23 protein-coding genes and 4 pseudogenes are annotated in these 26,588 nt (G+C 72.2%); 14 read left to right on the forward strand and 13 right to left on the reverse strand.

Annotation, left to right across the window (positions count from 1 at the left end; translation table 11 throughout):
• Positions 1-887, reverse strand: an 887-nt coding sequence (locus tag B9S58_RS09000; protein WP_103531591.1) for an HAD family phosphatase, incomplete at its 3' end; no start/stop codon positions are given.
• 179 nt (positions 888-1,066) lie between these two features.
• On the opposite strand from B9S58_RS09000, the gene B9S58_RS09005 reads away from it, so the two are divergent.
• The 6 genes from B9S58_RS09005 to hemB all read left to right on the forward strand — a co-directional run bounded on the left by B9S58_RS09005 (position 1,067) and on the right by hemB (position 7,677).
• The gene (locus B9S58_RS09005; protein ID WP_103531592.1) at positions 1,067-1,357 is read left to right on the forward strand and encodes a glutaredoxin family protein; all 291 of its coding nucleotides are present in this window, start codon (positions 1,067-1,069) and stop codon (positions 1,355-1,357) included.
• Between the two features lie 257 nt (positions 1,358-1,614).
• Positions 1,615-2,376, forward strand: a complete 762-nt coding sequence (locus B9S58_RS09010) for a redox-sensing transcriptional repressor Rex (protein WP_103531593.1) — start codon at positions 1,615-1,617, stop codon at positions 2,374-2,376.
• Entirely contained in the window at positions 2,373-3,881 is a 1,509-nt protein-coding gene (locus B9S58_RS09015) for a glutamyl-tRNA reductase (protein ID WP_103531594.1), read from the forward strand. Before B9S58_RS09010 ends, B9S58_RS09015 begins: the two co-directional genes overlap by 4 nt.
• Entirely contained in the window at positions 3,878-4,864 is a 987-nt protein-coding gene (gene hemC, locus B9S58_RS09020; protein ID WP_103531595.1) for a hydroxymethylbilane synthase, read from the forward strand. Before B9S58_RS09015 ends, hemC begins: the two co-directional genes overlap by 4 nt.
• The gene (locus tag B9S58_RS09025) at positions 4,861-6,531 is read left to right on the forward strand and encodes a bifunctional uroporphyrinogen-III C-methyltransferase/uroporphyrinogen-III synthase (protein ID WP_103531596.1); all 1,671 of its coding nucleotides are present in this window, start codon (positions 4,861-4,863) and stop codon (positions 6,529-6,531) included. Before hemC ends, B9S58_RS09025 begins: the two co-directional genes overlap by 4 nt.
• A 135-nt stretch (positions 6,532-6,666) precedes the next feature.
• Positions 6,667-7,677: a porphobilinogen synthase gene (hemB, locus tag B9S58_RS09030; protein ID WP_103531597.1), complete on the forward strand. Its 1,011-nt coding sequence runs from the start codon at positions 6,667-6,669 to the stop codon at positions 7,675-7,677.
• Between the two features lie 25 nt (positions 7,678-7,702).
• Here the strand turns inward: hemB and B9S58_RS09035 are convergent, their stop codons facing one another.
• The 4 genes and pseudogenes from B9S58_RS09035 to B9S58_RS09050 form a co-directional block, all read right to left on the reverse strand.
• Positions 7,703-8,182 (reverse strand): hypothetical protein, encoded by a 480-nt coding sequence (locus B9S58_RS09035; protein WP_103531598.1) that lies wholly within the window; start codon positions 8,180-8,182, stop codon positions 7,703-7,705.
• A gap of 18 nt (positions 8,183-8,200) precedes the next feature.
• Positions 8,201-8,499 (reverse strand): annotated as a pseudogene (locus B9S58_RS09040) (hypothetical protein).
• A gap of 337 nt (positions 8,500-8,836) precedes the next feature.
• Positions 8,837-9,262 (reverse strand): annotated as a pseudogene (locus B9S58_RS09045) (hypothetical protein); the annotation flags it as partial.
• A gap of 68 nt (positions 9,263-9,330) precedes the next feature.
• A complete protein-coding gene (locus tag B9S58_RS09050) occupies positions 9,331-10,161 on the reverse strand; it encodes a DUF4253 domain-containing protein (RefSeq protein ID WP_103531599.1) in 831 nt (276 codons plus the stop codon).
• 92 nt (positions 10,162-10,253) lie between these two features.
• On the opposite strand from B9S58_RS09050, the gene B9S58_RS09055 reads away from it, so the two are divergent.
• The 4 genes from B9S58_RS09055 (at position 10,254) to B9S58_RS09070 (ending at position 14,786) form a co-directional block, all read left to right on the forward strand.
• A complete protein-coding gene (locus B9S58_RS09055; protein WP_181009241.1) occupies positions 10,254-10,907 on the forward strand; it encodes a hypothetical protein in 654 nt (217 codons plus the stop codon).
• A gap of 75 nt (positions 10,908-10,982) precedes the next feature.
• Positions 10,983-11,912 (forward strand): alpha/beta fold hydrolase, encoded by a 930-nt coding sequence (locus B9S58_RS09060; protein ID WP_219818876.1) that lies wholly within the window; start codon positions 10,983-10,985, stop codon positions 11,910-11,912.
• An 825-nt stretch (positions 11,913-12,737) separates the two neighbouring features.
• Positions 12,738-13,967: an amidohydrolase family protein gene (locus B9S58_RS09065; RefSeq protein WP_219818877.1), complete on the forward strand. Its 1,230-nt coding sequence runs from the start codon at positions 12,738-12,740 to the stop codon at positions 13,965-13,967.
• 252 nt (positions 13,968-14,219) lie between these two features.
• Positions 14,220-14,786, forward strand: coding sequence for a dihydrofolate reductase family protein (locus B9S58_RS09070; RefSeq protein WP_103531601.1), 567 nt, complete (start codon positions 14,220-14,222; stop codon positions 14,784-14,786).
• A 37-nt stretch (positions 14,787-14,823) separates the two neighbouring features.
• Here B9S58_RS09070 and B9S58_RS09075 read toward each other — a convergent pair whose 3' ends face one another.
• From B9S58_RS09075 to B9S58_RS09085, 4 genes and pseudogenes are all read right to left on the reverse strand, one after another.
• Positions 14,824-15,066, reverse strand: a complete 243-nt coding sequence (locus B9S58_RS09075) for a DUF397 domain-containing protein (protein ID WP_103531602.1) — start codon at positions 15,064-15,066, stop codon at positions 14,824-14,826.
• Positions 15,063-15,383: a Scr1 family TA system antitoxin-like transcriptional regulator gene (locus B9S58_RS39935; RefSeq protein ID WP_308457895.1), complete on the reverse strand. Its 321-nt coding sequence runs from the start codon at positions 15,381-15,383 to the stop codon at positions 15,063-15,065. The genes B9S58_RS09075 and B9S58_RS39935 overlap by 4 nt, the downstream gene beginning before the upstream one ends.
• 88 nt (positions 15,384-15,471) lie before the next feature.
• Positions 15,472-15,648: pseudogene (locus tag B9S58_RS39940) on the reverse strand (helix-turn-helix transcriptional regulator); the annotation flags it as partial.
• Positions 15,649-15,753: 105 nt separating this feature from the next.
• Positions 15,754-16,451: pseudogene (locus tag B9S58_RS09085) on the reverse strand (DUF4232 domain-containing protein).
• 214 nt (positions 16,452-16,665) lie between these two features.
• On the opposite strand from B9S58_RS09085, the gene B9S58_RS09090 reads away from it, so the two are divergent.
• Positions 16,666-18,051, forward strand: a complete 1,386-nt coding sequence (locus B9S58_RS09090; RefSeq protein ID WP_103531603.1) for a helix-turn-helix transcriptional regulator — start codon at positions 16,666-16,668, stop codon at positions 18,049-18,051.
• Between the two features lie 21 nt (positions 18,052-18,072).
• On the opposite strand, the gene B9S58_RS09095 is transcribed toward B9S58_RS09090, so the two are convergent.
• Positions 18,073-18,642 carry a flavin reductase family protein gene (locus tag B9S58_RS09095; RefSeq protein WP_103531604.1) on the reverse strand — a complete coding sequence of 190 codons (570 nt, stop codon included), beginning with the start codon at positions 18,640-18,642 and terminating at the stop codon, positions 18,073-18,075.
• Positions 18,639-19,820 carry an acyl-CoA dehydrogenase family protein gene (locus B9S58_RS09100; RefSeq protein ID WP_103531605.1) on the reverse strand — a complete coding sequence of 394 codons (1,182 nt, stop codon included), beginning with the start codon at positions 19,818-19,820 and terminating at the stop codon, positions 18,639-18,641. Before B9S58_RS09100 ends, B9S58_RS09095 begins: the two co-directional genes overlap by 4 nt.
• A 163-nt stretch (positions 19,821-19,983) precedes the next feature.
• Between B9S58_RS09100 and B9S58_RS09105 the strand changes: the two genes are divergently transcribed.
• Together B9S58_RS09105 and B9S58_RS09110 are read left to right on the forward strand one after the other, a co-directional pair.
• Entirely contained in the window at positions 19,984-20,802 is an 819-nt protein-coding gene (locus tag B9S58_RS09105; protein ID WP_103531606.1) for a GntR family transcriptional regulator, read from the forward strand.
• Between the two features lie 125 nt (positions 20,803-20,927).
• Entirely contained in the window at positions 20,928-21,284 is a 357-nt protein-coding gene (locus B9S58_RS09110; protein WP_103531607.1) for an antibiotic biosynthesis monooxygenase, read from the forward strand.
• 86 nt (positions 21,285-21,370) lie between these two features.
• Here B9S58_RS09110 and argS read toward each other — a convergent pair whose 3' ends face one another.
• The gene (gene argS, locus B9S58_RS09115) at positions 21,371-23,143 is read right to left on the reverse strand and encodes an arginine--tRNA ligase (RefSeq protein ID WP_103531608.1); all 1,773 of its coding nucleotides are present in this window, start codon (positions 23,141-23,143) and stop codon (positions 21,371-21,373) included.
• Between the two features lie 136 nt (positions 23,144-23,279).
• Here argS and lysS point away from each other — a divergent pair, with 136 nt between their 5' ends.
• The gene (lysS, locus tag B9S58_RS09120) at positions 23,280-25,046 is read left to right on the forward strand and encodes a lysine--tRNA ligase (RefSeq protein WP_181009242.1); all 1,767 of its coding nucleotides are present in this window, start codon (positions 23,280-23,282) and stop codon (positions 25,044-25,046) included.
• Positions 25,047-25,142: 96 nt separating this feature from the next.
• Here the strand turns inward: lysS and B9S58_RS09125 are convergent.
• Positions 25,143-26,588, reverse strand: a 1,446-nt coding sequence (locus B9S58_RS09125; protein ID WP_103531609.1) for a DUF2637 domain-containing protein, incomplete at its 5' end; no start/stop codon positions are given.

Consider the following 26,588-nt stretch of genomic DNA (forward strand, 5'->3'; position numbering starts at 1 on the left):
GGGATGCCGACCTTGGCCGCCTTGCGGCCGGTGCGGTAGTCGCGCAGCCGCCAGTCGCGGGCGCGGGCGTACTTGCGGAGCTTGGTGTCCGGGTTGATCGCGTAGGGGTGGCCGACCAGCGAGAGCATCGGGATGTCGTTGTGCGAGTCGCTGTAGGCGGCGCAGCGCTCCAGGTCCAGGCCCTCGGCGGCGGCCAGGGCGCGGACGGCCTCGGCCTTGGCGGGGCCGTGCAGGGGTTCGCCGACCAGCCGGCCGGTGTAGACGCCGTCGACCGATTCGGCGACGGTGCCGAGCGCGCCGGTCAGGCCGAGGCGGCGGGCGATGATGGTGGCGGTCTCCACGGGGGCGGCGGTGACCAGCCAGACCTTCTGTCCGGCGTCCAGGTGGGCCTGGGCCAGGGCGCGGGTGCCGGGCCAGATGCGGTCGGCCATGTACTCGTCGTAGATCTCCTCGCCGATGGACATCAGCTCGGAGACGCGGTGGCCCTTGACGATGGACAGGGCGCTGTCGCGGGCGTCCTGCATGTGTTCGGGGTCCTCGACGCCGGCCAGCCGGAACCACGCCTGCTGCCAGGCGAACCGGGTGAGCTCGCGGCGTTCGAAGAACTTCCGCTTGTAGAGGCCGCGGCCGAAGTGGAAGATCGCGGCGCCCTGCATCACGGTGTTGTCGAGGTCGAAGAAGGCGGCGGCGCGGTCGTCCCCGGCGACGGGGAACGCGGGTTCCTCGGGAGGTGCCGCGTCCGCTTCTTCCGGGGCCTTGGTCAGGAGAGTGGAGTCGTCGTCGGCGGCCGAGGTCCTGCGTGCGGCCTCGGCGGCGGCCTCGCCTGCCAGGACGCTCCGTGCGGTAGCGGAACGCCTACGGGGTGTGAGCCATCCAAGAGCGGCCATGCGGTGAGCATAGCCAGTCCGTCCGCACCTGCCCGACCTGCCGCGATGCAGGGGTGTGAACGCTGCGGGTCGGAATGGTGAATCGGGCGATTCCGGGCGGTCCGGTGCCGGGGTGCGTGGGCCCGGAAAGTGACCGTCGCAGGCTCAGTAAGCGGGCGTGGCGGGCGCAGAATGAAGGCATGAGTGCTCTGCTGCGACGTACGAGGAAGAAGCCCGCCGAGCGGGTGGTCACGCTGGTCGGCAAGCCGGGGTGTCATCTGTGCGAGGACGCGCGGGCGGTGGTGGGCGCGGTCTGCGGGGAGATCGGTGCGTCATGGGTGGAGAAGGACATCACCGAGGACGAGGAGCTGTACAAGGAGTACTGGGAGCAGATTCCGGTGGTGCTGATCGATGGCGAACAGCACACGTTCTGGCGCGTGGACCCGGCGAGACTGCGCAAGGCGCTGGGTGCGGACGCGAAACCCGGTTAACATTGCGGGCGTTTTGAGTGGCCTCGGGGGCTTAGCTGTGAGGAGTGTGTACTGCTTTGCCCCCTTCGAGGCTGCAACGGGCTGATGCGGTCCCCGGTTCCGGGATCGCGCGGGGAATGTGCGTGACCCCGGTCACTTTGACCAGACAAAACGGACATCATCTTTGTGCACGCGTTCACAAAGGCATAGCCTGCATTCGACGGGGCGGTCCTGGGACATACGGCCGCCTGCAGCCCCGCTCATCCCGCAGGAGCACCGTGGCAACTGGCCGAAATCACCGACCGGCGACCCGTAGCCGAGGAATTCCCGAGGCCACCGTCGCCCGACTTCCGTTGTATCTGCGCGCCCTGACCGCGCTCTCCGAGCGATCGGTCCCCACGGTCTCCTCCGAGGAGCTGGCCACGGCGGCCGGGGTCAACTCGGCGAAGCTGCGCAAGGACTTCAGCTACCTGGGGTCCTACGGCACCCGCGGTGTCGGGTACGACGTCGAGTATCTCGTCTACCAGATCTCGCGCGAGCTCGGGCTCACCCAGGACTGGCCGGTCGCCATCGTCGGCATCGGTAACCTCGGCGCGGCCCTCGCCAACTACGGCGGCTTCGCCTCGCGCGGCTTCCGGGTCGCTGCGCTGATCGACGCCGATCCCGCCATGGCTGGCACGCCGGTGGCCGGGATCGCCGTCCAGCACACGGACGACCTGGACCGGATCATCAGCGACAACGGCGTGTCCATCGGTGTGATCACCACCCCGCCCGGCGCGGCCCAGCAGGTCTGCGACCGGCTCGTCGCCGCCGGTGTGACCTCCATCCTGAACTTCGCGCCCACGGTGCTGTCGGTGCCCGAGGGCGTCGACGTACGCAAGGTCGACCTCTCGATCGAGCTCCAGATCCTCGCGTTCCACGAGCAGCGCAAGGCCGGTGAGGACGTCGCCGCCGAGGACGAGGGTGCGCCCCCGATGCGTGCCACGCCCGCCGGCCGGAAGGGACCTGACGGGGGCATGCCCGCCGTGATGCCGGCATGAGCCTCCTCGTGGTCGGGCTGAGCCACCGCAGCGCCCCCGTCTCCGTACTGGAACGGGCCTCCCTCGCTGCCGAGACCCAGGCCAAGCTGCTCCAGGACACCCTCGCCGCGGAACCCGCGACCGAGGCGGCCGTGCTGGCCACCTGCAACCGCATCGAGCTGTACGCCGACGTGGACAAGTTCCACGCGGGCGTCGCCGAGCTGTCCACCCTGCTCGCCCAGCACAGCGGCGTCGGTCTTGAAGAGCTCACTCCGTATCTCTATGTGCACTACGAGGACCGGGCCGTCCACCACCTCTTCTCGGTGGCCTGCGGGCTCGACTCGATGGTCGTCGGCGAGGGCCAGATCCTCGGCCAGATCAAGGACGCGCTCGCGCGCGGCCAGGAGCTGCACACCGCCGGACGGCTGCTGAACGACCTCTTCCAGCAGGCCCTGCGGGTCGGCAAGCGCGCCCACAGCGAGACCGGCATCGACCGGGCCGGGCAGTCGCTCGTCACCTTCGGGCTCCAGCAGCTCGCCGCCGGTGCCGACCCCGAGCGCTGGGCCGCGGGCAAGCGCGCCCTGGTCATCGGCGCCGGTTCCATGTCCTCGCTGGCCGCCGCGACCCTCGCCCGGACCGGCGTCGCCGAGATCGTCGTCGCCAACCGGACCCGGTCCCGCGCGGACCGCCTGGTGGAGATCCTCCAGCAGGGCGACGACACGCCGGTGCGCGCGCACGCGGTCGAGATGTCCGCGGTCGGCGACGAACTGACACGTGCCGACATCGTCGTCTCCTGCACCGGTTCCACGGGTCTCGTGCTCACCGCCGACGCCCTCGCCGACGCCCTGGGCGTGACCCTGGACGCCGCGCCGGAGAGGCCGGCGGTCTCCGTCACCACGGCCCCGGCCGACGTCGACCAGCACGCCGCCTGGGTGGAGAACGGTTCCGCCACCTCCGCCGCGCAGGCCGGTCCGGCGACCGCGCCGCGCCGGGTCACCGTGCCCGCCCAGTCCACCGGACCGGCCCGGCTCGCCCTGCTCGACCTCGCCATGCCGCGCGACATCGACGGCGCCGCCCACCGCATCGACGGTGTGCGCCTCGTCGACATCGAGTCGCTCGCCGAGGCGTCCGCGGACGCCCCGATGGCCGCCGATGTGGACCGGGTCCGCACCATCGTGTCCGACGAGGTGGCCGCCTTCGGCGCCGCCCAGCGCGCCGCACACGTCGCCCCGACCGTGGTCGCCCTGCGCACCATGGCCGCCGACGTGGTCGCCGGCGAGATCGCCCGGCTGGACGGCCGCCTCCCCGACCTGGACGAGAAGCAGCGCGCCGAGATCACCCAGACCGTGCGCCGCGTCGTCGACAAACTCCTGCACGCGCCCACCGTGCGGGTCAAGCAGCTCGCCAGCGAACCCGGCGGCGCCGGGTACGCGGACGCGCTGCGAGAACTCTTCGACCTCGACCCGCAGACGGTGGCCGCCGTCTCCCGGGCAGACCTGAACGACCCGAATAGAGGGCGGTCATGACCGACAACTCATCCCCGGGCGCGCGGAATCCCGCGCCGCTCCGGCTGGGCACCCGGCGCAGCAAGCTCGCCATGGCCCAGTCCGGACTCGTCGCCGAGGCGGTTCGCGAGGTGACCGGGCGCGCCGTCGAGCTCGTCGAGATCACCACGTACGGGGACACCTCCCGCGAGCACCTGGCGCAGATCGGCGGCACCGGCGTGTTCGTCGCGGCGCTGCGCGAGGCGCTGCTGCGCGGCGCAGTGGACTTCGCCGTCCACTCGCTCAAGGACCTGCCGACCAGCCAGCCCGACAACCTCGTGCTGGCGGCCGTGCCGCACCGCGAGGACCCGCGCGACGCGCTGATCGCCCGGGACGGGCTGGCCCTTGAGCAGCTGCCCGACGGCGCCCGCGTCGGCACCGGTTCGCCACGCCGCATGGCGCAGCTCAACGCGTACGCCCGTTCCCACGGACTGCGGATCGAGACCGTCCCCATCCGGGGCAACGTCGACACGCGGATCGGGTTCGTGCGCGACGGGGAGCTCGACGCGGTGGTTCTCGCCGCCGCCGGGCTCAGCCGTCTCGGCCGGAGCGGTGAGGTGACCGACTTCCTGCCGGTCGACACCGTCCTGCCCGCTCCCGGCCAGGGAGCACTGGCGATCGAGTGCGCCGCGTCCAGCGCCGACCTCGCCGCCGCGCTCGCCGAGCTCGACGACCCGTACACCCGGGTCGCCGTGACCGCCGAGCGTGCCCTGCTCGCCGCCCTGGAGGCCGGCTGCTCCGCACCTGTGGGTGCGCTGGCCGACCTCCTGGTCGACGGACAGGTTGTCAACGAACTGCGCCTGCGCGGAGTCGTCGGTACCACCGACGGTTCCTCGCTCGTGCAGCTGTCCACCACCGGTCCCGTCCCCACGTCGCACGACGACGCGGCGGCCCTCGGTCGCGAACTCGCGGCCGAGATGCTTGCCAAGGGTGCGGCCGGTCTTATGGGGGAGCGAGCACTTTGAGCCCCACCGGCCCCGCCGCATCCGACTTTCCGTTCCTGTCCGCCCAAGGCCAGGTCACCTTCCTCGGCGCCGGCCCCGGCGACCCGGGGCTGCTGACCCTGCGCGCCGTCGAGGCGCTCGCGGGCGCGGACGTCCTTGTCGCCGAGCCCGATGTGCTCGACGTCGTCCGCAGCCATGCGCGGGCAGGCGTGAGCACGCCTGAGCTGACAGTTGTTGACACCTCGTCAACAATCGCCGGTGTACCCGTTCTCAGGGATGCGGCCAATCTTGTCATGGAGGCCGCGAAGGGCGGCAGGCGGGTGGTCCGTGCTGTCGCGGGCGACCCGGGCCTGGACGGGAACGCGGGGGCGGAAATGCTCGCCTGCGCCGCCGCCGGGGTGCCCTTCGAGGTCGTCCCGGGCGTCGCGAACGCCGTCGGCGTGTCCGCGTACGCCGGGGTGCCGCTGCGTGACGCGCAGGGCGCGGACGTCCGCTTCGTCGACGCCCGTACCGCCTCCGACCGGTGCTGGGGCGAGGTCGGCGCGAGCGACGCGACCGCCGTCGTCTCCACCACGCTGGACTCGGTCGCCTCCGCCGCCGGTGAGCTGGTCTCCGCGGGCCGCAAGCCCGACACCCCGCTCACCGTGACGATCGCGGGCACCACCACCCGCCAGCGCACCTGGACGGCGACCCTCGGAACGATCGCCCAGGTCCTCAAGCAGGCCAAGGTGCTGCCCTCGCCCGAGGGCCACCGGCCGGTCATAGTCGTGGTCGGAGAGCGCAGCTCCGCCGCCCAGCGCGACCAGCTCGCGTGGTTCGAGTCCAAGCCGATGTTCGGCTGGAAGGTGCTCGTCCCGCGCACGAAGGAGCAGGCCGCGTCGCTCTCCGACCAGCTGCGTTCCTACGGTGCGGTGCCGCACGAGGTGCCGACGATCGCCGTCGAGCCGCCGCGTACGCCCCAGCAGATGGAGCGCGCGGTCAAGGGCCTGGTCACCGGACGCTACGAGTGGATCGCCTTCACCAGCGTGAACGCCGTCAAGGCGGTCCGGGAGAAGTTCGAGGAGTACGGCCTCGACGCCCGTGCCTTCGCCGGGATCAAGGTCGCCGCGGTCGGCGAGCAGACCGCCGCCGCGCTGATCGACTTCGGTGTGAAGCCGGACCTGGTGCCCTCCGGCGAGCAGTCCGCCGCCGGGCTGCTGGAGGACTGGCCGCCCTACGACCCGGTCTTCGACCCGATCGACCGGGTGTTCCTGCCGCGCGCCGACATCGCCACCGAGACTCTGGTGGCCGGGCTCATCGAGCTGGGCTGGGAGGTCGACGACGTCACCGCGTACCGCACGGTCCGCGCCTCGCCGCCGCCGGCCGACACCCGCGAGGCGATCAAGGGCGGCGGCTTCGACGCGGTCCTGTTCACCTCGTCCTCGACCGTCCGCAACCTGGTCGGCATCGCGGGCAAGCCGCACAACGTGACCGTGATCGCGTGTATCGGCCCGGCCACCGCGAAGACCGCCGAGGAGCACGGCCTGCGGGTCGACGTGCTGTCCCCGGAGCCGTCCGTGCACAAGCTCGCCGAGGCGCTCGCCGCCTTCGGCGCGCAGCGCCGGGACGCGGCGAAGGAGGCCGGTGACCCGGTGACCCGGCCGAGCGAGCGGCGCCCGGGTGCGCGCAGGCGTCGGACGACGACGTAGTGACAGTGGTACGAGGGTGAGCGGGCCCGGCCGCTTCGGCGGCCGGGCCCGCCGCCGTTTCCGGGGCCTGTTCGCAGGCCTTTCCCGGCGCGGGTGTCGGTAAGACCGTGCCGCGCACGGGTCTATCGTCGAGGCATGACTGCGTACGGAAACTTCCCCGGCTCCCGCCCCCGGCGGCTGCGGACGACCCCGGCGATGCGGCGGATGGTCGCCGAGACACGGCTCGACCCCGCGAACCTGATCCTTCCCGCGTTCGTACGGGAGGGTATCGACGCCCCGGTCGCCATCTCGGCCATGCCCGGCGTGCACCAGCACACCCTGGACACCCTGCGGAAGGCGGCCGTCGAGGCGGTTTCGGCCGGGGTCTCGGGGCTCATGCTCTTCGGGGTCCCGGAGGACGCGAAGAAGGACGCCCGGGGCACGGCGGGCACCGACCCCGACGGCATCCTCCAGCTCGGGCTGCGCGCGGTCCGCGAGGAGGTCGGCGACGACCTCGTGGTGATGTCGGACCTGTGCCTGGACGAGTACACCGACCACGGCCACTGCGGAGTCCTCGACGACGACGGCCGGGTGGACAACGACGCGACCCTGGAGCGGTACGCGGAGATGGCCCAGGTCCAGGCGGACGCCGGGGCCCATGTGGTGGGTCCCAGCGGGATGATGGACGGCCAGGTCGGCGTGGTCCGTGACGCCCTGGACCAGACCGGGCACGAGGACGTGTCGATCCTCGCCTACACCGTGAAGTACTCCTCCGCCTTCTACGGCCCCTTCCGTGAGGCCGTCGGCTCCTCGCTCAGCGGCGACCGCAAGACCTACCAGCAGGACCCGGCCAACGCCCGCGAGTCGTTGCGGGAGCTGGCGCTGGACCTGGAGGAGGGCGCGGACATGGTCATGGTGAAGCCCGCCGGACCGTATCTGGACATCCTCGCCAAGGTCGCGGAGTCCGTGGACGTGCCGGTCGCGGCGTACCAGATCAGCGGCGAGTACGCCATGATCGAGGCCGCCGCCGAGAAGGGCTGGATCGACCGGGACAAGGCGATCCTGGAGAGCCTGACCGGGATCCGGCGGGCCGGGGCGCAGATGATCCTCACCTACTGGGCGACCGAGGCCGCCCAGTGGCTGGGGCGGGGCGGCGACCGGCGCTGAGCCGGTCGGCTCAGCCTGTTGTGGTTCACGGCCCACCGGCTCCGGTCTCCTGGAGCCGGTGGGCCTCCTCGATGGAGAAGCGGGCGCTGTCCCGTACGAGCGGGTCCTCGTCGGCCCGTGCGGTGATGTTCAGGACCGTGGTGACGGCCGGGTCGTCCGTGTAGGGCGCCAGCGACATCGCCGCGTACTGCGGGACCAGGTCCTCCTCCGGGTCCCGCAGCGCCCTGAGCAGGGCGCGGCCCGCTTCGTGGCGCAGCGCGGGGTCGGCCGGGGGCCACAGGCGCAGTGCGGTGGCGCTCTCGACGCGGGCGAGGTCGTATTCGTCCGGGTCGGCGACGACCCGGACGAGGAACGGCAGCGCCTGGGCGTTGGCGTCCAGCTCGGTGATGATCTCGGGTTTTCGGTCGCTGCCTGCGGGCCGGGCGCGGAACTCGGCTATCAGGCGTTCGGCGGCCTCGGCCGCGGAGGCGGCTTCCGTCGTGGTCGTGAGGTTCGTGTCGTTCATGGGGGTGGACACTTTCTGTCAGGGCCAGTCGACCAGTGCCATGAATGCTACGAAGCGACCACCGCGGTGGCAGGTGCGGTGAGGGCCAGACCCCTGCGCCGGGCGGCGTGGCGGAGCTGGTGCGGGACGGCCCAGCTCGCGATCAGCGGGATCAGGGCGAGGAGCAGGCCGGTCCACAGGACGGTCCAAGCGATGGTGAAGCTCGCGTCGAAGCGGTTGGCCGCCGCCCCGTCGCAGGAGTCGCACGCCATCGGAGTGAGCCCGCCGACGAACAGGGCGACGAGTCCCATCGGCAGCGTCACGACGGTGGAGATCAGCGGGGCGACCCACGCGCGGGGGTCGGGGGCGTGCCCGGGGCGGCCGCCGGGGTGACTGCCGGAGTGCCGCCGCCGCTGTGCCTACCAGGCCTGTCGTCGCTCATGTGTCCGAGTCAACCCCGTGGGCCCGCCACCCGCACGGGTACGAGGGCTCAGTTCCCGGTCGGCAGGTGGGCACGGGCTTCCAGCCAGGCGTGGGCCGCGCTCAGCTCGCCGTCCGTGAGAGCCGGGCGGACCTGGTCCGGGTAGCGCGGGACGTAGTGCGCGCGGGCCGTCTTCAGGCCGATCGCGCGCGCAGCGTCGGAGAGCCGGGGGGCGTCCGCGACCTCCTGGGCGCGTCCTGCGGGTCGGGCAGCCCGTCGTCGTCCTGGTCCGTGACCGTGTCCAGCCGGAACGCGCCCTGCGGGCCGCCGTTGACGATCCGGTAGCCGTCCGGGCCGTCCCCGAGACCGGCGGCGACGGTGGCGTGGTCGCCGCCCCAGTGCAGGTACAACTCGCTCCCGAGGGCGCCGGAGCGGTCAAAGGCGGCGTGGGACTGCCAGTGCCAGTACGCGAAGGAGGTGCCGGTGGCGGTGGACCGGGCCGCGAACAGCTCGGCGGCGTCCTCGTGGCCGTCGGACTGCGCGAAGCGGCTCCGGGTCGGCGGCGGGAGGACGGCGAAGCCGTCGCCGCCCAGGCCGCGCCACCACGCCTTGATCGCGGACAGGTCGGAGCGCTGCTTCGCCGGGCGGGACGGTGGTGGGGTGGTGCGGCGGTCGGGCACGTGCTGCTCCTCGCGGGGGGCGGTTCTCGTCGCTTTCTGCCGGGGGACCCTCTTCTGCCGGGGGACCCTCAGTCCCACCAGAACGACCACGCTTCCTGGTTGAGCACGGCCTTCTCGGCGTACACGTCGAGGGCGTACGGCGGGGACTGGTCGATGTTGTCCGGACAGAAGGCGTAGTGCTCGGCGGCCAGGGCGCGGGCCTCCTCGGCGGTGGCGGGGGGGCGGCCCACGGAGACGATCATCGTGTCGAAGCCGAGCACCACGACCCGGGCGTCGTAGCGGTCCTCCCAGGGGCGGAGCACCGCGCAGAGCCGGGCCACGTCGTTCTCGTGGTTCATCGGGCCCGACCAGCCGATCGCCGCCGGTATGTCGGCGCTGCGGCGGGCCGGGACGAGGGCCGTCCGCGCCCCGCCGAGCCACTCGTCCGCGTCGGCGGCGATCACGCCCGCGAGGCCTGCGGCCACCGTGTCCGCGTCCTCGGCCGCCTCCCGGGCGGGGACGGGCGCGAGCCCGGGCCAGGAGCCGGGTTCGTCGGACCGCTCCCCGCTCTCCCCGGCGGCCGTGCCGTCGCCCACCTCGTCGGCCGCGTAGTCCGTCCAATAGCCCGCGAGTACCTCGTCGGCGTCGTGGTCGCCGGGATACGACGTGCCGTCCGGGCAGAGGTCCCAGTCCTCGGGCCACTGGTCGCGCCGGCCGCCCGTGACCAGCACCGGCAGCAGCCCGACCCGCCGTCCGGCGGCCCGCAGGTCCGGCCAGTCGCGCGGGGCCGCCGGGCCGTCCGCGTACCAGAGCAGCGGTTCGTGCCAGGGGCCGTCCAGGGTGGCGTCCACCAGGGAGCCGGGCGGGAGGTCCAGGCCGGACGAGGCCAGGTCGGGCAGTGGATTGGGGAGCGTCGCCATGATGGTGAGGCTAGGCGGCGGCACTGACAAGTGGGGGGGCGGCGACTTCAATTCAGGTGCGGGGCAGAAGGGCGCACGGGACACTCGGCCGGATGATCGTGATGCAGCCCGTCCTGGAGATCTACGTCCCCGCCGACTTCTCTCTCTGGCCTGTTGCCGAGGGTGAGTCCTCGGGGTTCATGGCACTGAGCGGAAGGCTCACGTCCGCCGAGGTCGGGACAGTGCTGATGCTGATCGCCCGGTGCAACGACATCGACCCCGATCCCGGCGCGGGGGACGACCGCCTGCCGCGCCCGGCCGACCCGCTCGCATCCTTCCTGCACGGGCTGCTGACGTTCGACGACCTCTTCGCCGCCGGTGGCCTGCGGGTCGTGGACGGCTCGACCGGCGTCACCCTGCTCCCCGGCTGCTGCAGTGGGCTGGAGGACTGGCGTGACGGGTACTCGGTCATCGATGGCACCGGATGTGCCTTCCTCGGGCACGACCCCGACCCCGTCGTCGAACTGGCCGGCGACTCCGTCCGGCTCGTCGTCGACATCGAGCAGAGCGACAGCCCGGTGATCGAGTTGTCCGCCGTCGAGTTTCGCCGGCTGCTGGACGGAGTCGGTCGCGACCTCACCGATTTCCTCGCCCTGGCAGCAGACTGGGTCCGCCGCCACCTGCCCGACCACGCCGAGCCCGTCATCGGCGCACTCGTCCGCGTTCTCGCCGTACCCGCGAGCGGTACGACCCGGTGGGCCTCTTGATCGTCGCGCCGGGCCCGGGACCGATCCCCATAAACCCGGTGCGGGGGCGCTGCCGGCTCGCCGATGATGTCGGGCATGAGCCTGTACGTCGATGATCCCGCCCGCCTCGGAACCACGTGCCTCTCCGACGGGAGGCTTCTCGGCTGGGCCGAGTGGGGGCCGCAGGACGGGCTGCCCGTACTGCTCTCTCCCGGAGCCGCGACCAGCCGGTGGCTCGGGGTCGGGGCCGGGGCCGCCGAGGCGGAGGGCGTCCGGCTGGTCTCGGTGGACCGTCCCGGGCTCGGGGTCTCCACGCCCGCGCCCGCCCGGACCTTCGCCGACTTCGTGGACGACGTACGGGAGTTGACCGAGCTGCGCGGGCTGGGCCCGCGGCCGGCCATGCTCGGGAACTCCCAGGGCGCCCCCTTCGCCCTCGCCTGCGCGGCGGCGGGCGTCGTCTCCGCGCTCACGCTCGTCTCGGCCGCCGACGAGGTCGCGGCACCGGAGTTCGCCGCCGCGCTGCCGGACGAGCTGCGGGACCTGGTCGCGCGGGTCGCGGAGGACCCGGCCGGGGCGGAGAGGATGTTCGCCGGGTTCGGCGCGGACGCGATGCGGCGGATGGTTCTGGCCGGGAGCCCGGCGTGCGATCTCGCCGTGTACGAGGACCCCGGCTTCGCCGCCGCCTACGGCCGCGCCCTCGACGAGGCGTTCTCCCAGGGCGCGGCTGCCGGATACGCCCGGGACACCGTGCTCGCGATGGGACGGTGGCCCTTCGACCTGGGCGCGATTACCGTCCCGGTCGACGTCCGGTACGGAGAGGAAGACGCCGCACACTCGCCGGACCTCGGCAAGCGGCTCGTCTCCCGTATCCCCGGCGCGGAGCGCACGGTCGTGCCGGGCATCGGCGGCGCGCTGCTCTGGGCCGCCGCCGAGCCGATCCTGGCGTCGTTGGTGGAGACCGTACGGCGGGAGGGGCACGGGGAGGCAGGCGGAGACAGGTGGCGGGGCGGGCCGAGGGGCCGGTAGCGGGGTGGGCGCGGCCATCACCGGCTGCCCGTGCCGGCGAAGGCGCGTGGCGAAGGGGTCCGGCAGCTCCACGCCGGCATGGAGGCGCTGATCGAGAGGGCCGGGCTGGAGGGGGCCGTCCCGCGAGCGGACGACGTTCGCCTCCGACGCCCTTGGCCGGGCAGGTCGGACCCGGCGGTGACGCCGTACGTGGACCCTGACGGGAACGTCGTACGTGGACCATGACCGGGACGTCGTACGTGGACCCTGGCGGCGCGAACGTGGCTCGGACGGTCCGTACACGGCTCGGGCGTGGCCCGGACGCGGCAGGGACGGCAGGCGGCTCCGGCTTCTTCGGGGCCGAACGAGTGACAGGAGCCGCCGCCGCTTCCCCACGGGGAAGGGATGCCTCCGCAGGGAACAGGAACGGCCTCGCTCCGGCCGGACGCTCGGCCTGCGTGCGTGACGGGCCGATCGGTGCGTCGGTGCCGGCGGCGATACGGACGGCGACGGCGACGGCGACTGCGACAGCGACGGCGACGGCGACGGACGAGGCCGCCGGAGGCGGTATGCCGGGTGGCCTCCTGCTCGGGCAGGTGTCCCGTCGGGCCCTCCGCCAGGTCGGCCGTATGTCCGGGGCGCCGCCGGTGGCCGGGACCACCGGGACCCGACGCCTGGGGGCCGGGAGGCCGGGAGGCCTGGAGGCCGGGAGGCCGGGAGGCCTGGGAGTCGGGAAGTCCGGAGTCCTGAGGTCCCGGGAGTCGGGAAGCCCGGAAGCCCCGGGGACTCGGCCGCTTTCCGGTCCGCCCTGTGTTCTCGACGTGTTTCACGATTGAAGGGATGGCGATGACCACGCTGCTTACCGGAGCGACCGTGTGGGACGGGCTCAAGGACGCGCCCGCCGGAGTCCGCGACATCCTGGTCGAGGACGGTCGGATCACGAGGATCGACGAGGGGATCCCGGCCCCCGACGGGGCCGAGGTGATCGACCTGTCCGGGCACACCGTGACCCCCGGCTTCATGGACTGCCACACCCACGTCACCATCACCCCGGACATCACGGCGGCGTTCGGCCGCTCGGCCACGGCGACCGCGCTGGCCACGCTCCCGATTCTGCGTACGCTGCTGCACAACGGGTTCACCACGGTCCGGGACCTGACCGGCTCCGACCCCGCGTACAACACGCTCGACCTGCGGGACGCGATCGCCGAGGGGCTGATCGAGGGGCCGCGCATGCTCGTGGCCCCTCACCTGATTTCCGCACGCGGCGGGCACGGCGATTTTTCGAGCGCCCTGGGCGACCAGTACCAGAGCCCGCCCCGGCTGGCGGAGCTGGCCGCCGCCGACGGCTGCGACGAGATCCGGACCCGGGTCCGTACCGAGATCCGGGCGGGCGCCGACTGGATCAAGTTCGGTGCCACCGGAGGGTTCTCCAGCCCTTCCGACGAGCCCACCCAGGCGACGTACACCCAGGACGAGATGGACACCCTCGTCGCCACCGCCCGGGACCTGGGCCGCCCGGTGACCCCGCACTGCTACGGCGACGAAGGCGTGCGCAGGGCGGTGCGGGCCGGTGTCCGCAGCATCGAGCACGGAAACCTCGCCACCGCCGGGACCCTGCGGATGATGGCCGACCAGGGCGTCTACCTCGTACCCACGCAGTTCACCGTTCTCAACGATGCCCGCAACGCCGACGACGACGCCTTCTGGAAGCGGAAACCCCTCTACAAGCGCCGTAAGTTCCAGCTTCACCAGAAGGAGCTGCTGGACGGCGCGGAGCACGTCGCGGCATCCGACATCAAGATCGCTTTCGGTACCGACGCCGGGATGTTCCCGCACGCGGAGAACTGGCGGGAGTTCCCCGCCATGGTCTCCACCGGCATCACCCCTGTCCGCGCCCTGAAAGCGGCGACCAGCGTCGCCGCCGAGCTGCTCGGACTCGACGACCTCGGCGTACTCGCGCCCGGCAGGATCGCCGACATCATCGCCATGCCCGGCGATCCCTTCACCGACATCGAGGTCACCGGCAAGGTCGCCTTCGTCATGAAGGAAGGAACCGTCCACAAACGCCCGTGAACCCCGTGAACGGCTCTCCCGGGCGATCGGTCCCCTCACGGCGGCGGGCGGATCGCTCGGGCTCGACCCCGGCGCATCGCGGCGGGCGGCGAACGCCTGGAGGCGGTCGTCCGGGCAGCGGCCGAACGCAGCGCGACCGGTGGCCGAGGGGCCTCAATTCCGGACGAACTCCCCTCGAAGGCATATCGTCGAGGCCCGTTGCGCGCCGCCCGGCCCCCCCGTTTGGCCGGGCCGATCCGGCAGGAGACCCCGGTGAACAGGATCGTCACGTCCATCTCGCTCTCCCTCGACGGCTTCTTCGAAGGGCCCGACCAGGACATCGACTGGCACACCGTCGACGAGGAGGTGCACCAGCACTTCAACGACTACCTGCGGACGATGGGCGGCTTCGTCGAGGGACGCGTCACCTACCAGCTGATGGAGGAGTTCTGGCCGACCGCCGACCAGGACCCCGCCAACGAGGGGCCGATGGCCGAGTTCGCGGGCATCTGGCGGGACATGCCGAAGTTCGTCTTCTCGCGGACGCTGGAGAGCGTGGGGCCGGGGGCGACCCTGCTGCACGAGGTCGACCCGGAGCAGGTGCGCGGTCTGCGGGACGCCGCCTCGGGGGACCTGGCGGTCGGCGGGGCGGACCTGCTGGAGTCGTTCCGGCGGTTCGACCTGGTCGACGAGTACCGGATCTACATCCATCCGGTCATCCTCGGCCGGGGCCGCCCCTTCTTCCGGGACACGGAGGAGCGGCAGGGGCTCCGGCTGCTGGAGACCCGGACCTTCGGCAACGGGGTCGTGCTGCTCCGTTACGAGACGGTCCGGGCGTGAGGCCGTGCGGCGCGCTGCCTACGGTACGGCGCTGCGGTCAGGCGGTGGCCGCGTAGGCGGCGAACGCCGACCAGGCCGTGGGCGCGAACGTGAACGTCGGGCCCTCGATGTCCTTCGAGTCACGGACGTGGACGGCGGCGGGGTGGGCGGCGATCTCGATGCACTGCCCGCCTTCGCTGCCGCTGTAGCTCGACTTCCGCCAGTCGTACGCGACTTCGAGGCACGCGCCGCCTTCGTCGCCGCTGTAGCTCGACTTGAACCAGTTCAGTGCGGTGCTCATGTCTCTCCCAGTAAGCGGGCCAGCAGGCGCAGGGTCTCCACAGGGCTGAGCGCCTGGGCTCGCAGCATCGCATATTTCTGCGCCAGGATGCTGACCTCGTTCCGGTCGGAGATCAGCTGGCTGCCGCGCTGCGTCTCGGTGTACGCGACGTGTTGGTGGTCCGGTGTCTCCAGGAGGATGAAGGGGCCGTTCAGGCCCGCGTGGACCCGGCTGTCGAGCGGGAGCACCTGGAGGCAGATGCCCGGGAGTTGGGCCATCGCGTAGAGGTGGCGTAGCTGCTCCCGGTGGTCCTCGTCCGACGTCAGCTTCATCATCATCGACTTCCGGCATGTTGTCGACCGCCGTCGCCAGCGCGCCCTTGGTGTCCAGCAGATCGTCGATCGTCTCCGCCAGATCCGGGACCAGCGAGCGTCTGCCCTGCTCGACGGAGGCGATCGTGTCCTCCTGTACGCCTGCGGCCTGGGCGAGTTCGGTCTGCGTGAGGCCCGCCTCCTTGCGGAAGCGTGACACCAGCTTGCCCACGAGCTTCATCGTCGACGCGTTCTTACGCTGTCGCTTTCTGGGGTGCATACGGTTCCCCATGCCACCCCGGAACCCACTTCACGCACGCGCGACCCGTACAACAAATGTGCACGGGTCGCGCACAGTTACCGCACGTCAGGCGCTGGCCCCGGCTGTCTCGTCCGCTCAGTACATCAGGGCGGTCTCGACGTCCGACTGCCAGTAGGTGACGAAGCCCAGGCTGTCGGTGTAGGTCTCCGCCGGGAGCTTTACCGTGGCCTCGTTCTTCGGCTCGTTGTTCCTGTCGACCATGGTGACGCCGAGGTTCGCGCTCTTGACCGGCTCGTTCTCGCCGGGCTCTCCGAGGAGCGCGACGCCCGCGTACGCCTTCTCGCCGGGGGAGAGCACGACGACCGCCTGCGGCTTGCTGTCGTCGTAGACCGGGTACACGGCCTGCGCGTCGTCGAAGCGGAGGAACGGTGCGTAGTACGCGGCGCAGTCGGCGGAGCCGGTGTTGGTCACCGTGAGCAGCAGGTGGTTGACCGGGCGGCTGACCGAGGAGACCTTGACCTTGGAGTTGGTGGTCGTGCAGGCCGGGATCGACGCCGGGGCCTTCGCGTTCGGCGCGGTCTCCGGCTTCTTGCCGTTGGTGTCGCTGTTGCCGTTGCCGCCCGCGTGCCTCCCTCCGGCGGGGACCGTCTGCGTGTCGGGCGTGCCGGCCTTCGGGGCGTCGGGCTGTGCCTGGTCGTCGGTACTCGTCGCCGCGGGGCAGCCGTCTCGGTCGGGGCGGCTGCCTCGGTCCCCATGGCCTTGTCCTCGCCGCCGCAGGCGGTGAGCGAGAGAGCGGCGGCGAGGGCGGTGGTGCGGATGCGGTTGGTGCGCATGGCGGTGGTACTCCCCGTACTCGGTTGATGTGCTCATCCGGTTGAACGGCCGGCCCGTGCTGTGGTCTGGTCCGAGCTTGTGGGACGGCGGATTCCGACCGCAACGCCTGCCGAACCATTGGGGACGCTGGAACGTCTACGCGTACGGTGACCTGCGGGAATTCCGCGTCCCTGGAACGCCGTTCCGGGACGCACGAGGAAGGGGAACGCCGTCGTGGCGACGCCGGAGGCCGTGGAGTTCGCGGCTCTGCTGAAGGATCTGAAGGACCGTTCGGGGCGCAGCTACGGGGTTCTGGCGGGGAAGCTGCACGTCAGCACGTCGACCCTCCACCGGTACTGCAACGGGGACGCCGTGCCGAACGAGTTCGCCCCGGTGGAGCGGTTCGCGCGGGTGTGCGGGGCGTCCGGCGACGAGCTGGTGGAGGTGCACCGGCGGTGGATCGTGGCGGACGCGGCGCGGCGGCGGCCTCCGGCGGGGGCGGCTCCGGGGGCGGCCGCATCTGCCCCTGCGTCTGCCGGAGTTCCTGTGCCTGCTGTTGTTCCCGAAGCCGTCGAAGCCGTCGAAGTCGCTGAGGCCGTCGAGCTGTCCGTTACACCAGGTGGCGTCGGCGCTGGTGATCGGTCGGGGGCGGGCTCCCGGTGGTCCCGGCTCTCCCGGCGTACCCGGGTGCTCATCGCCGCCGCCGGGGTCGCCGCGCTCCTCGTGCCCACCACCACCGTCGTCGCCGCCGATCTCGTCGGGTCGGGGAAGGCGGACGGCGGGAGCGCCGCGGACCGGGTGGAGGATGCGGGCGGTGACCCCGGGCCGGCGCCGGACGGCTCCGCCTCGGCTGCGCCCCGCCCCTCCGCGAGCCCGAGTCCGGCCGGTCCTTCGGCGAGCGCCTCCGCGTCCCCCTCGGGGCCGTCGTCCGTGAAGCCGTCGGCGGGCTCCGGGCCGGGGCAGCCGCAGGGCGGTGGTGGCAGCGGCAGCGGTACGGGCCTGGGGGCTCCGCCGACCGTCAGCATCTCCTCGTACAACTGGGACGAACCCTGCGGCCAGCACTATCTGGTGAACCGGGGGCCCGACGAGCTCGACCCGCCGCCCGCGCTGCAGGACCGGCGCGGCTGGGCGGAGTCGTACGGCGGGGTCGACGCCGGGAACATGCTGCTCCAGCTCACCGTGCAGGGGACCTCCCGCGAGGCGGTCGTCCTCAAGGGCATGCACGTACGCGTCGTGTCCCGCAAGGCTCCGCTGCCCTGGTCGGCGTATCTGATGGGCAACGGCTGCGGCAGCGGGATCATGCCCCAGACCTTCGCCTCCCACCTCGACGCCGGGCATCCCACCCTCCGGCCGGTGCCGGGGAAGCAGGGGGACACGGTGGTTCCGGCCGTGGACTTCCCGTACAAGGTGTCGTCCGAGGACGTGGAGGTCTTCAACCTCGACATGAAGGCCGTCGGTTACGACGTCACCTGGTACCTGGAGCTGGAATGGAGCAGCGGCGGGAAGGAAGGGGCGCTGCGGATCGACGACCACGGGAAGCCGTTCCGCACCAGTGGGATGAAGGGGCGGCCGGAGTACGTGTACGGCAACCGTGAGACCGGGTGGGAGCCCGCGGCCTGACGCGCGCTCCGGCCGGGTCCCTCACTCCGGGGGCAGGGGGGCGGCTCCGGCGAAGGCGCCGTTGTGGTGGATCAGGGGAGCGGCGGCCGAGGGGGCGGAGCGGTCCGGGTCCGAGGGCGCCGGGGGTGCCGCGTCCGCCAGCTCGCCCACGATCAGCCAGTGGTCCCCGATGCGCTGCCGCAGTTCCACCCGGGCCACCAGCCAGCCCGCCGCCGGGGGGAACAGCGGGGGGCCGAGGCGGTGGGCGGTCCAGCCGGGGGCGTCGAAGCGGTCGGGGCTCCAGCGGGCGAAGGTCCGGGCCAGGGCGGTGTGCCGGGCGCCGAGGAGATGTACCGCGAAGTGTTCGGCGCGCAGGACGGCGGGGGCGGCGGAGGTCTCGGCGTCCAGGCAGAACGAGACCAGCGCCGGTTCCAGGGACACCGAGGTGAACGAGGACGCGGTGAAGCCGACGGGGCCGGGCACGGTGATGACGGTGACGCCGGACGCGTGGCCGCGCAGGGTGCGGCGCAGCAGGGCGGCGGCCTCGGAACCCTGCGGGGCGGTGGTGTCCGGGGTGGTGGCGGTGGTGTCAGTGGTGCCGGCCGTGTTCATGCGGATGTCTCCCGGGGGGCGGTGACGGCGGAGGACAGGGCTTCCGCGTGGGGCGGGCCCCAGCGGCGGAGGTCGAACGCGGGGTGCTGGGCGGCCGCGTTGGCGTCCCGCCAGATTCGTTGGACGGGCGCGGTGTCGTAGATCGCGCCCGCGCCGGACGCCTCGTAGACGGTGCTGACGACCTCGCGGCAGCGTGTACCGGCGTAGGCGATGTCCCGGCGCATGCGGGACCGCTCCTCCGGGCTTCCGCCGGGAGTACCCGAGTCGGCGAGTGCCGCCAGGTCGGCGAGGAGCAGGGCGCGGGCGGCGTCGACGGTGGCGGTGAGCGCCGGCGCGTCGAGTGCGGAGCCGCGCCCGCCGTTCTCCGTATGGGTGTCCAGGGCCGCCCGTGCCGTGCCGAGGAGGACCCCCGCGAGAGCCACCGTGCCGATGGCGGCGAACGCCATCCGGTACGGGGCGGTCTCCGGGCGCCCGTGGGGCGAGGCGTTGACCGGGTCGAGTCCGCTCAGGGGCAGGACGCGGTGTTCCGGGACGAGGAGTTCGGGGGTGGTGAAGGAGCGGCTGCCCGTTCCGCGCAGTCCGCCGGTGTGCCAGTCGTCGATGCCCTCGGTGACCCGGCGGGGGAGGAGCACGACGTGCGGTTCCGGTTCACTTCCGGGCGCGGCCGGGGCGCTCACCCCGGCGAAGATCCACTCGGCGTGGTCGATGCCGGAACAGAATCGCCCGCGCATGCCGGGCAACAGGTAGCCGTCGGCGACCCGTTCGGCGGGCGGGCCGTCGAGCCGCAGTTGGAGGGCGACGCGGGAGGAGGGCGCGGAGAGGACCTCCTGGCGCGCCCGGACGGGCATCTGGGCGACGGCCCAGGTGTTGCCGCCCATCACCGCGCGCACCCAGCCCGCCGACGCGCAGCCCCGGGACAGCTCCTCGGTGACCAGGAGCGCGGTGTCGAAGCCGAGTCCGCTGCCGCCCCAGACCCGGGGCGTCAGGACGTCGAAGAGGTGTGCCTCGTCCAGGAGCCGGACGGCCGCGTCGGGGAGGGTGCGCAGCCGGTCGGCCTCGGGAGCGTGATCTCTCAGTCGGGGGGCCAGCGCGCGGGCGGTGGCGACGGCCTCTGCGTGGGTCAGCGGCGGGCGGGGGCCGCCGGCCGGCGCGGAAGGGGCCGGAGCGGTGGTGGTCATGCGGCACCTGTTTCGGTTGCTTCGGTCAGGGAGGAGTACCCATCAAGTTAGGGTAGCCATAGTTAGATTGGATCCGATTCTGAGTTGCCCGTCAAGTGACCGCTGATGGGCATCGTGTGGGCGCGTCGGGACGACGCCGGGCCCGTACCGGATACTGAGGACCATGCCGCCTAGCCGTCCCGCCCGCCCCCAAGTGGCCGCCACGCTGGAGAAACGCGTCTTCGAGCTGCTCAACGCGGAGATCCTCAACCTGCGCCTCGGCCCCGGCGAGCACATCGTCACCGAGGCCGTGGCGGAGGCGCTCGGGGTCTCCCGGCTACCGGTGCGCGAGGCCCTGCGCAGCCTGGCGGGGCGCGGCCTGGTCGAAATGCACGCGCACCGGGGGGCGTTCATCCCCCGCCTAGGGCCGGAGGATCTCGACCGGATCATCGAGACCGTGGAGGCGCGGGCCAGGCTGGAGCCCTGGGCCGCCGAGCGCGCCGCCGGCTTCCACGACGCGGACCAACTGGCGGCGCTGGACTGGACCCTGGAGCAGGGCTTCGACGCGCTGGCGCGCGGCGCGCGGCCGGACGCCAACCGGGCGCACCGCGAGTTTCTGCGCGTCCTGACCCTGATGTCGGGCCACGCGACGCTGGTCGAGGTGCTGGAGCCGCTCCAGTACCGGACCATGCTGGCGTTCGTGTCCATCGTGATCACGGCGGAGCCCGAGGGCTGGGCCTCCCACCGGGTTGTCCGCGATGCGGTGGCGGACCGCGACGGGGCCGCCGCGTCGGCCGAGATGGGCCGCTACCTGACCGAGGTGCTGGACGCCCTGCGGCGCCCCGGCAACGTGGTGCCCTCCGCCATGGACCGGGCCGCCGGGCGCAAGGGCGGCCGCCGCCCCGCGAGCCACCGGATCAAGGCGCTGCGGCTCGGCGAACGGGACGCGGGCGACGGCGGGACGCCCCCGCCCCCGCCCCGGCCGCACGCAGCCGGCCGATAGCCACCGGTGCCCCGGCGGCGTCGTACGGTCCCGCCGCCCCGCGCCGCCCCGGGTGCGGTCAGACGCCCGAGGCCCGCCCCGCCCTGTCCCGCCCCCAACTCCTGTCCACTGCTTACGCTTTCGGCATGACCACAGAGAGCCTCCCGGCCGTCGGCACGCCGGACTCGTCCGTCACCTTCATCAACGTCTTCGAGATCTCCGCCGACGAGCTCGACGAGCTCGACGAGAAGTGGGAGCAGGGGGCCCGCCTCATGCGGGACAAGCCCGGCTTCATCGACTCGCGGATGCACCGGGCCCGCTCCTCGGACTCCCGCTTTCAGCTCGTCAACGTCTCCCACTGGGAGAGCCAGGAGGCGTGGGAGGCCGCCACCGCCGACCCCGACTTCGCCTCCCGCACCCGGGCCGCGCGTGAACAGACCGAGCAGCCGGTCACACCGAACCCGGCGGTCTACGACGTCGTTGTGGAGCTCGCCGCCCCCTGAGGAGTGTCCGCTCCGGCAGGCCCCGAAGCGCGTGGGCCCCGGCACATCACCCGTGCCGGGGCCCACGCGCACAGGACGCTTCGGGGTCAGAGCCGCTCGGGCGTCCGGATGCCCAGCAGTGCCATCCCCCGGTGCAGGGTCCGGGCGGTCAGCTCGACCAGGAAGAGCCGGTTCTCGACGACCTCCGGGGCGTTGTCCGGGCTGAGCACCTGGCACTGGTCGTAGAACGTGGTCAGGTGGGACGCCAGCTGGTAGAGGTACGCGGCCAGCTTGTGCGGCTCGTAGCCCGCACCGACCTCGGCGAGCACCTCGCCGAACTGGTCCAGGTGCAGACCGAGCGCCCGCTCGGCCGGGGCCAGCTCCAGTTCCGGGTGGGCGGCGGGAACCGCGTCCCCGGCCTTGCGCAGGATCGACTGGATCCGGGCGTACGCGTACTGGAGGTACACCGACGTGTCGCCGTGCAGCGCCACCATCTGGTCCAGGTCGAACTTGTAGTCCCGTACGGCGGAGGTCGACAGGTCCGCGTACTTCACGGCGCCGACGCCGACGTACCGGCCGTTCTCGACGATCTCCTCCTCGGACAGGCCCACCTTGTCGGCCTTCTCCCGGACGACCGCCGTGGCCCGGTCGACCGCCTCGTCGAGGAGGTCCTCCAGCCGCACGGTCTCGCCCTCACGGGTCTTGAACGGCTTGCCGTCCTTGCCGAGGACCGTGCCGAACGCGAGCTGTACGGCCTTGACCTCGTCGCCCAGCCAGCCCGCCCGCCGGGCCGTCTCGAAGACCATCTTGAAGTGCAGCGACTGCCGGGCGTCGACCACGTACACCAGGGTGTCGGCCCTGAGGTCCCGCACCCGGTTCCGGATCGCGGAGAGGTCGGTCGCCGCGTAGCCGTAGCCGCCGTTCGTCTTCTTCACGATGAGCGGGACCTTGTTGCCGTCCGGGCCCTTGACGTCGTCGAAGAACACGCACAGCGCACCCTCGGAGCGGACGGCGACACCCGTCTCCTCCAGGATGCGGCAGGTCTCCTCCAGCATGTCGTTGTAGCCGGACTCACCGACGATGTCGGGGTCGCGGATCTCCATGTCGAGCTTGTCGAACACCGAGTGGAAGTAGATCTTCGACTCGTCGACGAAGCCCTGCCACAGTTCCAGCGTCTCCGGGTCACCGGCCTGGAGCGCCACCACCCGGTCCCGGGACCGGGCCTTGAACTCCTCGTCGGAGTCGAACAGGGCCCGCGACTCCTTGTAGACCCGGTTGAGCGTCGACATCGCCGCCTCGCCGTCGCTCGCGTCGCCCTCGTGCTTCAGGGCGCCCGGGTGCTCGATCAGATACTGGATGAGCATGCCGAACTGGGTGCCCCAGTCGCCGATGTGGTGCCGCCGGACGACGTTCTCGCCAGTGAACTCCAGGATCCTGACCATGGCGTCGCCGATGACCGCCGACCGCAGGTGGCCGACGTGCATCTCCTTGGCCACGTTCGGCTGGGCGTAGTCGATGACCGTGGTGCCGGCCTCCGCCTTCAGCGGCACGCCGAGCCGGCCCTCGTCGTCCGCCGACCGGGCGGCCAGCGTCTCGACGATCGCCTTGCCGGTGAGCGTGATGTTGAGGAAGCCGGGCCCGGAGACCTCGATGTCCTTGATCGGCCCGCCCGCCGGGAGGGTGGCCGTGACCTGGGCGGCCAGCTCGCGCGGGTTGCCCTTGAGCTTCTTGGCGAGCGCCAGGATGCCGTTGGCCTGGAAGTCGGCCCGGTCGCTTCGGCGCAGCAGCGGGTCCGCGGCGCCGGCATCCGGCAGTGCTGCCGTCAGGGCGTCCGCCAGCTGCTGCTGGAGCGTGGAAGCGAGGGAAGGGACCGAGGCCATGGTCTGGCTGCCGTTTCCGTAGGGAGACAAGGGATCTCCTCAGTATCCCACGGGGCGTAAAGCCGTTTTCGCGCTGCGGGGGGTTGCTGGGAGAATGGTCCGTACCCCATCGGGAAACGACAGACGAGAGAAGGACGTGCCGACCGTGGCCGAGAGTCAGACCAGCACCGAGACCGACTGGGTCTCCCGCTTCGCGGACGATGTCATCGCCGAATCGGAGCGTCGTGCGCCTGGCAAACCGGTCGTCGTCGCCTCCGGTCTGTCCCCGTCGGGCCCGATCCACCTCGGCAACCTCCGCGAGGTCATGACCCCGCACCTGGTCGCCGACGAGGTCCGCCGCCGCGGGCACGCCGTGCGCCACCTGATCTCCTGGGACGACTACGACCGCTTCCGCAAGGTACCGAACGGGGTCCCGGGCGTGGACGCGTCCTGGGCCGAGCACATCGGCAAGCCGCTGACCTCGGTGCCCGCCCCGGCCGGCTCCGCGTACCCGAACTGGGCCGAGCACTTCAAGGCCGCCATGACGGCGGCCCTGGGCGAGCTGGGCGTCGAGTACGACGGAATCAGCCAGACGGAGCAGTACACCGCCGGGGCCTACCGCGGGCAGATCCTGCACGCGATGAAGCACCGCGCCGACATCGACGCCGTCCTGGACCGCTACCGGACGAAGAAGGACCCGGCGGCCGCCCAGGGCAAGGGCGGGAAGAAGCCGCAGCAGCAGAAGAAGGTCGACGAGGCCGAGCTGGAGGCCGCCGAGGGCTCCGGCGCCGCCGACGAGGACGACGGCAGCGGCAACACCGCCGGCTACTTCCCGTACAAGCCCTACTGCGGCAACTGCGGGAAGGACCTCACCGTCGTCACCTCCTACGACGACGACACGACCGAGCTGAACTACACCTGCTCGGCCTGCGGCTTCGCCGAGACCGTCCGCCTCAGCGAGTTCAACCGCGGCAAGCTCGTCTGGAAGGTCGACTGGCCGATGCGCTGGGCGTACGAGGGCGTGATCTTCGAGCCCAGCGGCGTCGACCACTCCTCGCCCGGCTCCTCCTTCGTCGTCGGCGGCCAGATCGTCCGCGAGATCTTCGACGGCGTGCAGCCCATCGGGCCCATGTACGCCTTCGTCGGCATCTCCGGCATGGCCAAGATGTCCTCCAGCAAAGGCGGGGTGCCCACCCCGGCCGACGCGCTGAAGATCATGGAGGCGCCGCTGCTGCGCTGGCTCTACGCCCGCCGCAAGCCCAACCAGTCGTTCAAGATCGCCTTCGACCAGGAGATCCAGCGGCTGTACGACGAGTGGGACTCGCTGGGCCGCAAGGTCGCCGACGGCACGGTGCTGCCCGCCGACGCCGCCGCGTACTCCCGGGCCGTCCGCACGGCGGCCGGGGAGCTCCCGAGCACCCCGCGCCCGCTGCCGTACCGGACGCTCGCCTCGGTCGCCGACATCACCGCCGGCGCCGAGGACCAGACGCTGCGTATCCTCGGCGAGCTGGACCCGGACAACCCGCTGACCTCGCTGGACGAGGCCCGCCCGCGGCTCGACCGCGCCGAGAACTGGATCACCACCCAGGTCCCGGCCGAGGCCCGCACCATCGTCCGGGACGAGCCCGACAAGGAACTGCTGGGCTCGCTCGACGAGCAGGGCCGCGAGTCGCTGCGCCTCCTCCTGGAGGGGCTGGACGCGCACTGGTCGCTCGACGGGCTCACCACGCTCGTCTACGGCGTGCCGAAGGTGCTGGCGGGACTGGAGCCGGACGCCAAGCCGACGCCCGAGCTGAAGGCCGCCCAGCGGTCCTTCTTCGCCCTGCTCTACCGGCTGCTCGTCAGCCGCGACACGGGCCCGCGCCTGCCCACGCTGCTCCTCGCGGTGGGGGCGGACCGGGTGCGGAAGCTGCTGGGCGCGTAACGGCTTTCAGGCACGCACGGCGAAGGGCCGCCGCCCGGGGATTCCGCCCGGACGGCGGCCCTTCCGTCTGTGTCCGCAGGTCTGTACGTCTACGGCTCAGGCGCTCTGGTCGGCCGTCACACGCCGCATGTAGAGGTCCCTGAACCGCGGCATCAGGTCCTGGAGCAGCTCGGTCGAGCGCGGGTGGTGCACGTCGTGCCGGTCGGACAGGTGGATGTCGAGGGTCTCGACGTTCGGGTACTGGCCCTCCTGGTCCGTGTACGCGCTGAACTCCTCGTACGCGCGGTCGGCGAAGTCGTTGTCCTCCTGGGACCACTCCTCCAGCTGCGGCGCGTCCTCGGGGCCGGGTGCGGGAGGGGCGGGCGGCTCCTCGTCGGCGGCCTGCGGCACGGGCCGCGCCTGCTGTACGGGCTCCGGGCCCGCCTGCGGCTCCTCGCGGAGGTCCTCGCCCCGGGGGTGCGGGACCGCGCCGATGGTGCCGACGTCACCCAGTGCGCGGGTGCGGCCGGGGCCCGCGGGGATCTGCACCGGGGTGGGTTCGAGCCCCTCGACGTACTGCGGGTCGTACGCGCTCTCGTGGACGTTGTCCGGCAGCTTCTGGGCGGCGAACCAGGGGCTGTCGTGGGTGGGCGGGACCTGCGGGGTCTCCAGGGCCTGGTGCTCCGGGAGTTGGGCCCGCTGGTCCTGGTCGGGCTGCTGCTGACGCTGATGTTCCTGGGGTGCCTGCTTCTGGAGCGACATCGGCTGCTGCTGTTGGCCCTGTTGGGTCTCCTGCTGCGGGTGCTGCAGCGCCTGTTCCTGCTGGGGCTCGTACGGCAGCTCCGCCTTCGGGCGGGCCCCTTCGGCCGGTGGCAGGAGGGCCGGTTCGATTCCGGCGGCGGCGAGCCCGGCCGGGGCGGTCTCGGCGAGCGGTACGCCGTACTTCGCCAGCCGCAGCGGCATCATCGACTCGACCGGGGCCTTGCGCCGCCAGCTGCGGCCGAAGCGGGCCTGGAGGCGGGCCTGGTAGATCAGCCGGTCCTGTTCGAGCTTGATGACCTGTTCGTAGCTGCGCAGCTCCCACAGCTTCATCCGCCGCCACAGCTTGAACGTGGGGACGGGGGAGAGCAGCCAGCGGGTGAGGCGGACGCCTTCCATGTGCTTGTCGGCGGTGATGTCCGCGATCCGGCCGACCGCGTGCCGGGCGGCCTCGACGGAGACGACGAACAGTACCGGGATCACCGCGTGCATCGCGGTGCCCAGCGGGTCGGGCCAGGAGGCGGCGCCGTTGAACGCGATGGTCGCGGCGGTCAGCAGCCATGCCGTCTGGCGCAGCAGCGGGAACGGGATCCGCATCCAGGTGAGCAGGAGGTCCAGGGCGAGCAGGACGCAGATGCCCGCGTCGATGCCGATGGGGAAGACCAGGGAGAACCTCCCGAAGCCCTTCTCCTCCGCGAGCTCGCGCACGGCGGCGTAGGAACCCGCGAAACCGATCGCGGCGATGAGCACCGCACCGGCGATGACGACCCCGATGAGTATGCGGTGCGTGCGTGTCAGCTGCAT

Source organism: Streptomyces sp. SM11, assembly GCF_002910905.1.
Taxonomy (GTDB): Bacteria; Actinomycetota; Actinomycetes; order Streptomycetales; family Streptomycetaceae; genus Streptomyces.